The organism is Pseudorhodoferax sp., assembly GCF_047601025.1.
Lineage (GTDB): Bacteria > Pseudomonadota > Gammaproteobacteria > Burkholderiales > Burkholderiaceae_C > Pseudorhodoferax.
On record NZ_JASGJZ010000001.1, the window covers coordinates 4,114,025 to 4,127,743 of the forward strand.

The window sequence follows — 13,719 nt, forward strand, 5'->3', positions numbered from 1 at the left end:
GCCATGTTCCGCCCCGAAGCCCTGCGCCACCAGCAGGACCGCCTGGCCGGCGAGGTGCTGCTGGCGCCGCTGCCGGGCCAGCGCCTGCTGGTGGCCTGCGCGGCCGCCGCGGCGCTGGTGCTGGTCGGCTTCGGCCTGTGGGGCCAGTACACGCGCAAGGAGCACGTCAGCGGCTACCTCGCGCCCACGGCCGGCCTGGTCAAGGTGTTCACGCCGCAGGCCGGCCAGGTCGCGCGGCTGCAGGTCGCCGAAGGCCGGGCGGTGCGCCGGGGCGAGGTGCTGCTGGTGGTTTCCAGCGAGCGCGCCAGCGACGACCGGCGCGACACGCAGGCCGCCGTGCGCCGCGAGATGGCGCAGCGGCGCGACAGCCTGCGGCGCGAACTGTCCAAGCAAGCCGAGATCGACGCCCTGGGCACCGCTGCGCTGGCGCAGCGCGTGCGCGGGCTGGAGCAGCAGCAGGGCGAGGCGCGGGACCAGGTCGCGCTGCACATGCGGCGCATCGCCAGCGCCGAGCGCGGCGTGCGCCGCGACGCCATGCTGGTGTCCGAGAAATTCCTGTCCGAGGCCGCGCTGCAGGGCCGGCAGGAGGCCCTGATCGAACTGCAGGCCGAACTCGCCAGCCTGCGCCGCAGCGCCACCGCGCTGGCCGGCGACCTGGCGGCGGCCCGCAGCGAGCTGGCCGCCAGCAGCCTGCGGCGCGCCAACAACGCGGCCGCGATCGAGCGCCAGATCTCCGAGCTCGACCAGCAGCTGACCGAAGCCGACGTGCGCCGCAGCGTGGCGGTGACGGCGCCGGTGGACGGCACCGTCACCACGCTGCTGGTCGACGCCGGCCAGCAGGCCGAGCCCGGCACGCCGCTGCTGTCCATCCTGCCGGCCGGGGCCGAGCTGCAGGCGCAGCTGCTGGTGCCCACGCGCGCGGTCGGCTTCGTGCGGCCCGGCCAGGCCGTGGCGCTGCGCTACCAGGCCTTCCCGTACCAGCGCTTCGGCCACCACCTGGGCGAGGTGCTGCAGGTCGGCCGCTCGGTGATCCAGCCGGGCGAGGCCAGCCTGCCGCTGCCGGTCACCGAGCCCGTCTACCGCGTCACCGTGCGCCTGCCCGCGCAGCAGGTGCAGGCCTATGGCGAGGGCGTGGCGCTGCGCGCCGGCATGGTGTTCGACGCGGACGTGTGGATCGACCGGCGCCGCATCCTGGAGTGGCTGTTCGACCCGCTGTACTCGGTGGCCGGGAGGGTATGAGGATGCTGGACTTCTCGCTCGGCCGCCGCACCCCCGTCGTGGTGCAGACCGAGGCCGCCGAATGCGGCCTGGCCTGCCTGGCCATGGTGGCGTCCCACCACGGCCACCGCATCGACCTGGCCACGCTGCGCGGGCGCCACGCGGTGTCGCTGAAGGGCTCCACGCTGACCGACCTGATGCGCGTGGCCGGCGCGCTGGACCTGGCGCCGCGCCCGCTGCGGCTGGACCTGGACGCCTTGCCGCAGCTGCAGCTGCCCTGCGTGCTGCACTGGGACTTCAACCATTTCGTGGTGCTGGTGCGCATCGACGGCGACCAGCTGGTGCTGCACGACCCGGCCGTCGGCCGCCGCGTGCTGGCGCTGGCGGAGTTCTCGCGTCACTTCACCGGCGTGGCGCTGGAGCTGCGGCCCCTGCCGGCCTTCCAGCCGCGCCGCGAGCGCCAGCGCGTGCGCCTGGCGTCGCTGGTCGGCCGGCTGCCGGGCCTGGGCGGCGCGCTGGCGCAGGTCCTGGTGCTGGCGCTGGTGCTGCAGGTGTTCGCGCTGGCCGGCCCGTTCCACATGCAATGGGTGGTAGACCAGGCCCTGGTCGCGCACGACCGCGACCTGGTCGCCGTGCTGGGCGTGGGCTTCGTGCTGCTGGCGCTGCTGCAGACCGCCGTCACCGCGCTGCGCGCCTGGCTGCTGGTGGTGCTGGGCACCCAGCTGAACCTGCAGCTGATGACGCGGTTGCTGCGCCACCTGCTGCGCCTGCCGATGGCCTGGTTCGAGAAGCGCCACGTGGGCGACGTGATGTCGCGCTTCGACTCGCTCGGCGCGCTGCAGCGCACGCTGACCACCAGTTGCCTGGAGGCGCTGATCGACGGCGTGATGGCGCTCGCCACGCTGGCCATGATGCTGCTCTACAGCGCCAGGCTCGCGGCCGTGGCCCTGCTGGCGGCCGGGCTGTACACCGCGCTGCGGCTGGCGCTGTACGCGCCGCTGCGGCTGGCGACCGAGGAGCAGATCGTGCGCGGTGCGCGCCAGCACAGCCACCTGCTGGAGAGCGTGCGCGGCATGCAGAGCATCCGCCTGCTGGGCCGCGAGGCGCAGCGCGGCGCCGGCTGGCAGAACCTGGTCGTGGACGAGTTCAACGCCGGCATCCGCGTCAAGCGGCTGGGCCTGGTCTACCAGACCGCCCAGGGCGCGCTGTTCGGCATCGAGAACGCCGCCACGCTGTGGCTGGGCGCGCTGCTGGTGCTGGACGTGGGCCAGGGCTCGGCCTTCTCGGTCGGCATGCTGTACGCCTTCGTGTCCTACAAGTCGCAGTTCATGCAGCGTACCGCCGCGCTGGTGGAGAACGCGCTGCAGCTGCGCATGCTGGCGCTGCACACCGAGCGCGTGGGCGACATCGCGCTGGCGCCGGTGGAGGAGGCCGCCGGCGAGCCCGCCGGCGCCGTGCCCGCGGACGGGGCGATCGAGCTGAAGAACGTGTCGTTCCGCCATGCCGAGACCGAGCCGCCGGTGCTGCAGGACTTCAGCTTGCGCATCGAGCCGGGCGAGTCGGTCGCCATCGTCGGCCCTTCGGGCTGCGGCAAGACCACGCTGGTCAAGCTGATCCTGGGCCTGCTGCAGCCCGGCGCCGGCAGCATCGAGGTCGGCGGCCGGCCGCTGGCGCGCGTGGGCCTGGCGGCCTGGCGCGGCGCCGTGGGCTGCGTGATGCAGGACGACCAGCTGTTCGCCGGATCGATCGGCGAGAACATCTGCTTCTTCGAGCCGGTGCCGGACCACGAGCGCATCGAGGCCTGCGCGCGGCTGGCGGCGGTGCACGATGAGATCACCGCCATGCCGATGCAATACAACACGCTGGTCGGCGACATGGGCACGGTGCTCTCGGGCGGGCAGAAGCAGCGCATCCTGCTGGCGCGCGCGCTGTACCGCCGGCCGCGCGTGCTGGTGCTCGACGAGGCCACCAGCCACCTGGACGTGGCGCGCGAGCGCAGCGTGAACGAGGCCGTGCGCGGCCTGGCGCTCACGCGCATCATCGTGGCGCACCGGCCCGAGACCATCGCCAGCGCCGACCGCGTCGTCGTGCTGGGCGGCGGCGCCGCGCCCGCGCGCGGCCAGATCGCGCAGGAGGCGCGGTGAGCCGGCCGGCCCCGGGGGGCAGCGGCGTGCTCTGCACGCCGTGGTCGATGCGCTCGGCCGAGCCGGCCGGCCCGGGTGGCGCCGGCCCTCAGGCCCGCCGCAGCAGCAGGCGGCGCAGCCGCGGCAGGTCGCGCCCCAGCGGCGGCAGCGACAGCGCCAGCAGCAGCGCGGCCAGCGGCACGACGCAGACGAAGCCCAGGTGCTTGAAGCCCAGCGCGCCGATGAGCCCGCCCAGCACGAAGCACGCCAGCAGCCCGGCCGTCAGCCGCAGCTTGCCGCGGTTGTGGCGCACCGGGGCGCCGGGCGCGGCGTACCGGTTCAGGTACAGCATCTTGCCCAGCTCCATGCCCAGGTCGGTCACGTTGCCGGTCATGTGCGTGGTGCGGATGCTGCCGCCGGAGGTCTTGGAGCCCACCGCGTTCTGCAGCCCCATGATGAAGGACAGCAGCAGCACCGTCAGCGGCACCGCGAACGGCGTCTGCCAGCTCAGCGTGATCGCGCCCATCAGCCCGAACGGCAGCATCAGCATCGCCTCCAGCAGCAGCGGCAGCGCGTAGACGCTGGCAAGCTGGTGCTGGCGCCCCCAGTTGACCAGCAGCGCCGTGGTCGCCGCGCCGCACAGGAAGGCCAGTAGCGCGCCGAGCGCGCCGAGCACCAGCAGCGAATCGCCCAGCGCCGCGCCGTCGGCCAGCTGCGAGGCGAAGCCCGTCATGTGCGAGGTGTAGCGGTGCAGCACCAGGAAGCCGCCCGCGTTGACCGTGCCCGCGTTGAAGGCCAGCACCAGGCCGAGCAGGCGGTTGGTCGAGGGGCTGCGGTGGCGGCCGGTCAGGAATCGGATGCGGCGCATGGCGGGCGGCGGAGGGGGCGCGCCGGGGCGGACCGTGGCCCCGGCAGGGGTGGAAGGAATGGGGGCAGGCGGCGTGGATGCTGGATCCCGGCGGCCCGGCGACGGATCGCAGCCCGGGATTTTCCCCCGTTTTCGGCGGCGCGACGCCTTGCTGGCATGGCACGCGGGCCGGCGGCGCGGGAGTGCAGCCGGGCCGCCGGCCCGGCGCCGAACTGTGCCTTGGCGTCCCCGCGCCGAACGCTTACGCTCGCCGTTCCTCCCCATCCAGTTTTCTCTCCCATGGCCGATCGACGCGAAGTCCCTGGCATCCGACGCTACGACGCCCCCGCCGGCGGGTGGGGCGCGCTGCGCGCGACGGCGCAGGCGATCCACGTGCAGATGGAGACGCTGAAGGCGCCGATCACGCTGATGCGCACCAACCAGCCCGACGGCTTCGACTGCCCGGGCTGCGCCTGGCCCGACAAGGAACACAAGTCCACCTTCCAGTTCTGCGAGAACGGCGCCAAGGCCGTCGCCTGGGAGGCGACCAGCAAGCGCGTGCGGCCCGAGTTCTTCGCCGCGAACACGGTGAGCGCGCTGCGGGAGCTGCCGGACCACGCGCTGGAGGACATGGGCCGGCTCACGCACCCGCTGGTCTACGACCGGGACACCGACACCTTCCGCGCCGTCGCGTGGGAGGACGCGTTCGGCCGCATCGGCGAGATCCTGCGCGGGTTGCCGCCCGACCAGGTGGAGTTCTACGCCTCCGGCCGCACCTCGAACGAGGCGGCCTACCTGTACCAGCTGTTCGCGCGCGAGTACGGCACCAACAACTTCCCCGACTGCTCCAACATGTGCCACGAGGCGACCAGCGTGGGCCTGCCGCAGTCGCTCGGGATCGGCAAGGGCACGGTGTCGCTCGACGACTTCGAGCACTGCGACCTGATCCTCTCGATCGGCCACAACCCCGGCACCAACCACCCCCGCATGATGGGTACGCTGCACGAGGCGTCGCGCCGCGGGGTGCCGATCATCGTCTTCAACCCGCTCAGGGAGCGCGCGCTGGAGCGCTTCGCCGACCCGCAGAACGTGGCCGAGATGGCGACGCTCGGCTCGACCCGCATCGCCTCGACCTACTTCCAGGTGCGCGCGGGCGGGGACGCGGCCGCGCTCAAGGGCGTGGCCAAGGCCCTGCTCGCGCTGGACGCCGAGCGCGGCGGCACCGTGCTGGACCATGCGTTCATCGCCGCGCACACCGGGGGATTCGACGCCTTCGCCGCCGACCTGCGCGCGACGGCGTGGCCCGACATCGAGCGCGCGAGCGGCCTGCGCCGCGCGCAGCTGGAGCAGGTGGCCGGCGCCTATGCGCAGGCCAGGGCCGCCATCGTCACCTACGGCATGGGCATCACCCAGCACAACCGGGGCACGGGCTCGGTGCGCCTGATCGCCAGCCTGCTCTTGATGCGCGGCAACGTCGGCAAGCCCGGCGCGGGCATCTGCCCGCTGCGCGGCCATTCGAACGTCCAGGGCAACCGGACGGTCGGGATCACCGAGAAGCCGACGGCACCCTTCCTGAAGAAGATCGAGGAGGTGTTCGGCTTCAGGCCGCCGGCGGCGCACGGGCACGATGCGGTCGCGGCGATGCAGGCGATGGTCGCCGGCACCGCGAAGGCGCTGCTGTGCCTGGGCGGCAACTTCGCGGTCGCGATGCCCGATGCCGGCCAGAGCTTTGCCGCGATGCGCCGGCTCGACCTGAGCGTCCACGTCGCCACGAAGCTCAACCGCTCGCACCTGCTGGTGGCCAGGGAGACCTACGTGCTGCCCTGCCTGGGACGCACGGAGCTCGACGTCCAGGCGAGCGGGCGCCAGTCGATCACGGTGGAGGACTCGATGTCGATGGTGCACGCCTCGGCCGGCAAGCTCGCGCCGGCCTCCGAACACCTGCTCTCCGAGCCGGCGATCGTCGCCGGCATCGCGCAGGCGACGCTGCCGCACAGCAAGGTGCCGTGGGCCGACCTGGTGGCCGACTACGACCGGATCCGCGACCTGATCGAACGCACCATCCCGGGCTTCGACGACTACAACCTGCGCATCCGCAAGCCGGGCGGCTTCCGCATGCCGATCCCGCCGACCGAGCGCCGCTGGAACACCCCGACGGGCAAGGCGATGTTCTCGGTGTACGGCGGCGTGGCGGAGGACCCGGCGGTCTTCGCCGAAGGCGTGCTGCGGCTGGTGACGCTGCGCAGCCACGACCAGTACAACACCACGATCTATGCGCTGGACGATCGCTACCGCGGCGTGTTCGGCCGGCGGGACGTGGTGTTCATGAACGAGGCGGACCTCGCCGCCAACGGGATCGCGCACGGCGACCTGGTCGACATCGAGACCGCGCTGCCGGGGCTCGCGCGCCGCCTGGAGAAGTTCACGGCCATCGCCTACGACATCGCGCCCGGCGCCATCGGCGCCTACTACCCGGAGGCCAACGTGCTGGTCCCGCTGGACTTCATCGACCCGGAAAGCGGCACGCCGTCGTACAAGTCCGCGCCGGTGCGGGTGCGGCGCTCGGCCGCCGCCTAGGGTCTGGGGGCGCGGCCCGCGCGGGCCTGGCTGCCAGCGGACGCCGCGAGGGCGCTTGCCGGGATGCGCCCTACGCCAGCATATAGGCCGTCTTGACGGTGGTGAAGAACTCCTGGGCGTAGCGGCCCTGCTCGCGCGGGCCGTAGCTGGAGCCCTTGCGCCCGCCGAAGGGCACGTGGTAGTCCACCCCGGCCGTGGGCAGGTTGACCATCACCATGCCGGCCTGCGCATGGCGCTTGAAGTGCGTGGCGTACTTCAGGCTGGTGGTGGCGATGCCCGCGGACAGGCCGAACTCGGTGTCGTTGGCCACGGCCAGCGCCTCCTCGTAGTCCTGCACCCGGATCACGCTGGCCACCGGGCCGAAGATCTCCTCGCGGTTGATGCGCATGGCCGGCGTGGTGTCGGCGAACAGCGCCGGCGCCATGAAATAGCCCTCGTGCCCGCTGCCGGTGTGGCAGGCCACGCGGTCGCCGCCGCTGACCAGCCGCGCGCCCTCGGAGCGGCCGATCTCGACATACGACAGGTCCTGCTCCAGCTGCGCCTGGCTGACCACCGGGCCCATGTCGGTGCCGGCGGCCAGCGCGGCGCCGACCTTGATCGCTGCGATCCGCTGCTTGAGCGCCTCGACGAACGCGGGGTAGATCTTGTCGGTGACGATCAGGCGGCTCGATGCCGTGCAGCGCTGGCCGGTGGAATAGAAGCAGCTCTGCGCGCTCAGTTCGACGGCTTGCGCCAGGTCGGCGTCGTCCAGCACCACCTGCGGGTTCTTGCCGCCCATCTCCAGCTGCACCTTCTTGCCGGCGGCCACGCAGGCCGCCGCGATGCCCCGGCCCACGCCCACCGAGCCGGTGAAGCTGATGGCCGCCACGCCGGGGTGGTGCACCAGCGCGTCGCCGATCACGCGGCCGCGGCCCATCACCAGGTTGAACACCCCGGCCGGGATGCCCGAGCGGTGGATGATGTCCGCCAGCGCCCAGGCGCAGCCGGGCACCAGGTCGGCGGGCTTGAGCACCACGCAGTTGCCGAAGGCCAGGGCCGGGGCGATCTTCCAGGCCGGGATCGCGATCGGGAAGTTCCACGGCGTGATCAGGCCGACCACGCCGATGGGCTCGCGCGTGATCTCCACGCCGATGCCCGGGCGCACCGAGGGCAGCGTCTCGCCGGCCAGGCGCAGGCACTCGCCGGCGAAGAACTTGAAGATCTGGCCGGCGCGGGCGGCCTCGCCGATGGCCTCGGCGCGCACCTTGCCCTCCTCGCGGGCCAGCAGCTCGCCCAGCTCCTCCTTGCGCGCCAGGATCTCCGAGCCAATCCTGTCGAGCGCATCGGAGCGGGCCTGGATGCCCGAGGTGCTCCAGGCAGGGAACGCGGCGGCGGCGGCGGCGACGGCGGCCTCTACGTCGGCGGCATCGCCCTGGGCGTACTCGCCGACCACGTCGGCCAGGTCGCTGGGGTTGAGGTTGGGCGCGTAGGCCTGGCCGGGGGTCCAGTGGCCGGCGATGAGGTTGGGGTGTTGGGTCATGCTGCTTGCCTGTCGGTCGTCGGTTGCTGCTCTGTCGTGTCGCTTGTCCGGGCCGGCGTCAGCGCACCATGCAGGGGCGCTTGTTGTCGAAGGCCCAGCCCGGGATCAGGTACTGCATGGCCATGGCGTCGTTGCGCGCGCCCAGGCCGTGTTCCATGTACAGGGCGTTGGCGCGCTGCAGGGCCGCGCGGTCCACCGTCACGCCCAGGCCGGGGGTCCGGGGCACCTCGACGAAGCCGCCCCGGATCGTGAGCGGGTTCTGCGTGAGGGACTGCCCGTCCTGCCAGATCCAGTGCGTGTCGATGGCCGTGACCTTGCCGGGCACGGCGGCGGCCACGTGGGTGAACATGGCCAGCGAGATGTCGAAGTGGTTGTTGGAGTGCGAGCCCCAGGTCAGGCCCCAGTCGCGGCAGGTCTGGCCGACGCGCACCGAGCCGGCCATGGTCCAGAAATGCGGGTCGGCCAGCGGAATGTCCACCGATTGCAGCGACAGCGCGTGCACCATCTGGCGCCAGTCGGTGGCGATCATGTTGGTGGCGGTGGGCAGGCCGGTGGCGCGCCGGAATTCGGCCATCACCTCGCGGCCCGAGAAGCCTTCCTCGGCGCCGCACGGGTCTTCGGCGTAGGCCAGCACGCCGCGCATGTCGCGCATCAGGCGGATGGCGTCCTTGAGCAGCCAGCCTCCGTTGGGGTCCAGCGTGACGCGGGCCCCGGGAAAGCGGCTGGCCAGCGCGGTGACGGCCTCGACCTCCTGCTCGCCCGCGAGCACGCCGCCCTTGAGCTTGAAGTCGTTGAAGCCGTAGCGCGCATGCGCGGCCTCGGCCTGGCGCACGATGGCCTCGGGCGTCATGGCTTCCATGTGGCGCACCTGGGCCCAGTCATCGCTGCCCGTCGCGTCCTCGCCGGGCTTGACGTAGGGCAGGCCGGTCCTGTCGCTGGGGCCGACGAAGAACAGGTAGCCCAGCATCTCGACGCGCGCACGCTGCTGGCCTTCGCCCAGCAGCGCCGCCACGGGCACGCCCAGGTGCTGGCCCAGCAGGTCGAGCAGGCAGGATTCGACGGCCGTGACGGCATGGATGGCGATGCGCAGGTCGAAGGTCTGCAGGCCACGCCCGCCCGTGTCGCGGCCTTCCAGGGCCTTCTGCACGCGCTGCAGCACCTGCAGGTGCTGCCCGATCGACTGGCCGACCAGCACGTCCCTGCTGTCCTCCAGCGCCTGGCGGATGCCTTCGCCGCCCGGCACCTCGCCCACGCCGGTGCGGCCGGCGCTGTCGTGGATGAGCAGCACGTTGCGGGTGAAGAACGGGGCATGGGCGCCGCTGAGGTTCATCAGCATGCCGTCGCGGCCCGCGACGGGGATGACTTCGATCTCGGTGATGGTGGGTGTGGTGGACATGGCGGGTCGGTGTGGAGGATGAAGGGGCGGTCGGGGCGGCGCCATCTTGCCGTACGGGCGGCCGCGTGGCCGCGATGGCGCCATGCCCCGCGGGGTGGCGCGGCGCCGCTTCAGTCGACGGTGATCTTGCGGGCCTGGATCAGGGCTTTCCAGCGTGCGTTCTCGCGCGCCTGGAAGGCGGTGAACTCGGCGGGCGTGCTGGCCACGATCTCCAGGCCCTGCTCGGTGAAGCGCTTGGCCACGGCCGGGTCGCGGATGGCGTCGACCGCGGCCTGGCCCAGCTTGGCCTTCACGTCGGCGGGCAGGCCCCTGGGCGCGGCCAGGCCTTGCCAGGAATAGAGCTCGGCACCCTTCACGCCGGCCTCGGCCAGCGTGGGCACGTCGGGCAGCACGGGCGAGCGCTTGTCGCCGGTGACGGCAATGGCGCGCAGCTTGCCGGCGCGGATGTGCGGCAGCACGGCGTTGACGTTCTGGAACGAGAAGTCGACCTGCCCGCCCAGCAGGTCGTTGATGGCGGGGGCGCCGCCCTTGTACGGGACGTGCAGGCCCGAGGTGCCGGTCTGCTGCCAGAACAGCTCGGCCGACAGGTGGTCCGACGAGCCGTTCCCCGAGCTCGCGAAGCTGAGCTTGCCCGGCTGCGCCTGGAGCGCGGCCACCACCTCGGCCACCGTTGCGGCCTTCTGCGCCGGCGATGCGACCAGGACGTTCGGCGCCTGCACGGGCACGGAGATGTAGTCGAAGTCCTTCTCCGCGTCGTACGGCGCGCTCTTCATCAGGTGCGGCGTGATGACGTAGGGCCCGAGCGAGGCCACCATCAGCGTGTAGCCGTCGGCCGGCGCGCGCTTGACGGCGGTGGCGCCGAGCGTGCCGGTGGCGCCCGGCTTGTTGTCCACCACGAAGGGCTGGCCGAGCCGCTCGCCCATCTTCTGCGCCAGGGCGCGGGCGATGGTGTCGGTGGAGCCGCCCGGCGGGAACGGCACGACGATGGTGACGGCCTTCTCGGGCCAGGCCGCGTGGGCGGCGAGCGCGACGGCTGCCACCAGGATGGCGATGGCTTTCTTCATGCTTGGCTTGTCTCCGTCAGGGGCTGGTCATTGCTTTTCCAGCGTGCCGATGAGCTGGGCCAGCGCCTCGTACTCGGCGGGCTTCAGGTCGGACAGCGGCGCGCGCACCGGGCCTGCGTCGTGTCCCACGATCTTGGCGCCGGCCTTGACGATGCTCACCGCGTAGCCGGCGCCCTTGTTGCGGATCTTCAGGTAGGGCATGAAGAAGTCCTTGAGCAGCTGGTGCTGCGTGGCGTGGTCGTCGCTCCGCACCGCCTCGTAGAAGCGCATCGCCGTCCTGGGGACGAAGTTGAACACCGCGGACGAATACACCGGCGTGCCCAGCGCCTTGTAGGCCGCGGCATAGACCTCGGCCGTGGGCAGGCCGCCCAGGTAGGCCAGGCGGTCGCCCATGGTCAGGTACATGGCGCTCATGGCCTCGATGTCGCCCACGCCGTCCTTGAAGCCCACGAGGTTGGGGTTGCGCTCGGCCAGGCGCGCCACGGTCTCGGGCGCGAAGCGGCTGATGCCGCGGTTGTAGATGATGACGCCGAAGTCCACGCTCCGGCATACGGCCTCGACGTGCGCGGCCAGGCCTTCCTGGCTGGCTTCGGTCAGGTAGTGCGGCAGCAGCAGGATGCCGTGGGCGCCGGCCTTCTCGGCGGCCTGCGCGCACTCGATGGCGAAGCGCGTGGGGCCGCCCGCGCCGGCGATGATCGGTACCTTGCCCTGGCAGGTGTCCACGGCGGTCCGGATGATCGCCGGGTACTCGCTGCTGGTGAGCGAGAAGAACTCGCCCGTGCCCCCCGCCGCGAACAGCGCGCTCGCGCCGTAGGGCGCCAGCCATTCCAGCCGCGCGGCGTAGCCCTTGGCGTTGAAGTCGCCGTTGGCGTCGAAGTCGGTCAGCGGGAAGGAGAGCAGGCCGGAGCTCATCACGTCCTTGAGGTGCTGGGGAGTCATGGTCATGGGTTGTTCCTGAAACAGGGTGGGTTGGACAAACGGGAGCGGGGCGATCAATCGAGCCGGATCTGCGCGGCCTGCACCACCTGGTGCCAGCGCGCGCGCTCGGCGGCGAAGAAGCGGTCGGTTTCCAGGGGCGTCATCGTCACCACCTCGGCGCCCTGGCTGGTGAGGCGCGCGCGCACCTCGGGCGCGCGGATGGCCTGGGTCAGCGCCTGCTGGATGCGCTGCACGGTCGCGTCGGGCGTCCTGGCCGGCAGCACCACGCCTTGCCATGTGCCGGACGCGAAGTTCTTGGCGCCCTGTTCGGCCAGCGTGGGCACGTCGGCGATCAGCGGCATGCGCGTCGCCTTCGAGATGCCCAGCAGCTTGAGCTTGCCGGCCTGCACCTGCGGGTAGGTGGCGAGCATGCCGTTCATCAGCACCTGGGTCTGGCCGGCCACGGTGTCCTGCACCGACTGCACGCCGCCCTTGTAGGGCACGTAGACCCATCTGGCGCCGGTGAGCCGCGCCAGCTCCACGCCCGCCAGGTGCGGGGCGCTGCCGGTGGCGGTGACGGCGAAGTTCAGGTCCCGCTGGCGCGACAGCGCGACCAGCTCTTGCAGGTCGTTGGCCGGCACCGATGGGTGCACCACCAGCATGTGGGGCGAGTAGGCCAGCATCGTCGCGCCGCGCAGGTCCTTGGACGGATCGAAGGCGATCTTGGTGTAGACCGACGGCGAGATGGCCAGCGCGCCCAGGTCGCACAGCAGCCAGGTGTAGCCGTCGGGCTGGGCGCGCGCGACCTGCTCCGCACCGAGGTTGCCGTTGGCGCCGGGCTTGTTCTCGACGATGACCGGCTGCTGCAGCGCCTGCGACAGCTGCTGGCTGATGGAGCGGGCGATGATGTCCGAACTGCCACCCGGCGGATAGGGCACGACGATGCGGATCGGCTTGGCCGGCCAGGCGTCGGCCGCCCAGGCGCCCGGGGCCAGCAGCGCGGCGCACAGGCCGGCCATTGCCAGGGCCGCGGCGCGGCGGGGAAGGGGATGCGAGGTCATGATCGTCTCCGATTTTCGTTGTTGTATGTCATCGTATAACTGATTCGACGACGGAGCAAGTGGAAAAGATGCCGGGCGTGGCCGCCGGCGGTGGCGGCGTATCGGGGAGGGATGGCCGGCGCGGGTTCCGCCCGGCGTCGGCCCCGAGGGCCTCAGGCGGTCGGTGTGCTGAGCTTTTGCGCCAGCCGCAGGCGTTCGCGTGAATTGGTCAGGTGGATGCGCATGGCGGCGCGGGCCGCATCGGCGTCCTGGCGCTCAATGGCGTTGTAGATCTCCGCGTGCTCGCGGTTCACGCGCTGCAGGTAGTCGGGATCGTGCCCCGGCGCCTGGAGGGAGGTGATGCGCGTGCGCGGGATGAGCCGCGTGCCGAAGAGGGCCAGGATGCCTTCGAAATAGGGGTTGCCCGTGGCCCGGGCGATGCCCAGGTGGAAGGCCAGGTCGTGCGTGACGGTGTCGCCGCCGGCGGTCGCGTTGTGCTCGAAGGCGTCCAGGGCCTGGCGCAGCGCATGCAGGTGCTCGGCGCTGCGGCGCTGCGCGGCCAGGCTCGCGGCCTCGGTCTCGAGGCTGATGCGCAGTTCCAGCGCGGCCAGCACGTCCACCGACTCGTTCAGTTCGCGCGCATCGAGCGTGAGGCCGGTGCCCTCGCGCCCCGCCTGCACGAAGGTGCCGATGCCGTGGCGCGTCTCCACCAAGCCGGCGGCCTGCAGCTTGGAAATCGCCTCGCGCACCACGGTGCGGCTCACGCCATGGCTGCGCACCAGCTCCGATTCGGTGGGCAGCCGGTCGCCCGCGCGCAGCAGGCCCTGGCGGATCTTGTGCTCGAACTCCTCCGACAGCAGCCTGGTCAGGCTGCGTCCGCCGCGCCCGGCCTTGCCCCCGGGCAGGGGTTGCGGCCGGGGGGGCGCGGGCGGGGATTCGGGTAACCCCGGAGTCGGGTCGAGCATGCGATTGATCATAATAGCTTATAGGTTGTCCGACAACGTACTTCCTGAATCG

The 13,719-nt window shown here is 72.1% G+C and carries 10 protein-coding genes; 3 read left to right on the plus strand and 7 right to left on the minus strand.

Going from position 1 to position 13,719, the window contains the following annotated elements:
• Positions 1-3 precede the first annotated feature (3 nt).
• Both QM782_RS19155 and QM782_RS19160 read left to right on the plus strand, forming a co-directional pair.
• A complete protein-coding gene (locus QM782_RS19155; protein ID WP_415204480.1) occupies positions 4-1,239 on the plus strand; it encodes an HlyD family secretion protein in 1,236 nt (411 codons plus the stop codon).
• Positions 1,240-1,241: 2 nt separating this feature from the next.
• Positions 1,242-3,362: a peptidase domain-containing ABC transporter gene (locus QM782_RS19160; protein WP_415204481.1), complete on the plus strand. Its 2,121-nt coding sequence runs from the start codon at positions 1,242-1,244 to the stop codon at positions 3,360-3,362.
• An 88-nt stretch (positions 3,363-3,450) separates the two neighbouring features.
• Here the strand turns inward: QM782_RS19160 and QM782_RS19165 are convergent, their stop codons facing one another.
• The gene (locus QM782_RS19165) at positions 3,451-4,209 is read right to left on the minus strand and encodes a YoaK family protein (protein WP_415204482.1); all 759 of its coding nucleotides are present in this window, start codon (positions 4,207-4,209) and stop codon (positions 3,451-3,453) included.
• A gap of 279 nt (positions 4,210-4,488) precedes the next feature.
• Between QM782_RS19165 and QM782_RS19170 the strand changes: the two genes are divergently transcribed.
• Positions 4,489-6,765, plus strand: coding sequence for an FdhF/YdeP family oxidoreductase (locus tag QM782_RS19170; protein ID WP_415204483.1), 2,277 nt, complete (start codon positions 4,489-4,491; stop codon positions 6,763-6,765).
• Between the two features lie 70 nt (positions 6,766-6,835).
• Here QM782_RS19170 and QM782_RS19175 read toward each other — a convergent pair whose 3' ends face one another.
• The 6 genes from QM782_RS19175 to QM782_RS19200 all read right to left on the minus strand — a co-directional run bounded on the left by QM782_RS19175 (position 6,836) and on the right by QM782_RS19200 (position 13,679).
• Entirely contained in the window at positions 6,836-8,284 is a 1,449-nt protein-coding gene (locus QM782_RS19175) for an aldehyde dehydrogenase family protein (protein WP_415204484.1), read from the minus strand.
• A 58-nt stretch (positions 8,285-8,342) separates the two neighbouring features.
• Positions 8,343-9,680 (minus strand): enolase C-terminal domain-like protein, encoded by a 1,338-nt coding sequence (locus QM782_RS19180; RefSeq protein ID WP_415204485.1) that lies wholly within the window; start codon positions 9,678-9,680, stop codon positions 8,343-8,345.
• Positions 9,681-9,790: 110 nt separating this feature from the next.
• Positions 9,791-10,744 carry a Bug family tripartite tricarboxylate transporter substrate binding protein gene (locus QM782_RS19185; RefSeq protein WP_415204486.1) on the minus strand — a complete coding sequence of 318 codons (954 nt, stop codon included), beginning with the start codon at positions 10,742-10,744 and terminating at the stop codon, positions 9,791-9,793.
• 27 nt (positions 10,745-10,771) lie between these two features.
• Positions 10,772-11,683: a 5-dehydro-4-deoxyglucarate dehydratase gene (gene kdgD, locus QM782_RS19190; protein WP_415205687.1), complete on the minus strand. Its 912-nt coding sequence runs from the start codon at positions 11,681-11,683 to the stop codon at positions 10,772-10,774.
• A gap of 53 nt (positions 11,684-11,736) precedes the next feature.
• Positions 11,737-12,723 (minus strand): Bug family tripartite tricarboxylate transporter substrate binding protein, encoded by a 987-nt coding sequence (locus QM782_RS19195; protein ID WP_415204487.1) that lies wholly within the window; start codon positions 12,721-12,723, stop codon positions 11,737-11,739.
• A 152-nt stretch (positions 12,724-12,875) separates the two neighbouring features.
• On the minus strand, positions 12,876-13,679 hold the full coding sequence (locus QM782_RS19200; RefSeq protein ID WP_415204488.1) for a FadR/GntR family transcriptional regulator: 804 nt from the start codon (positions 13,677-13,679) through the stop codon (positions 12,876-12,878).
• Between the last annotated feature and the right edge of the window lie 40 nt (positions 13,680-13,719).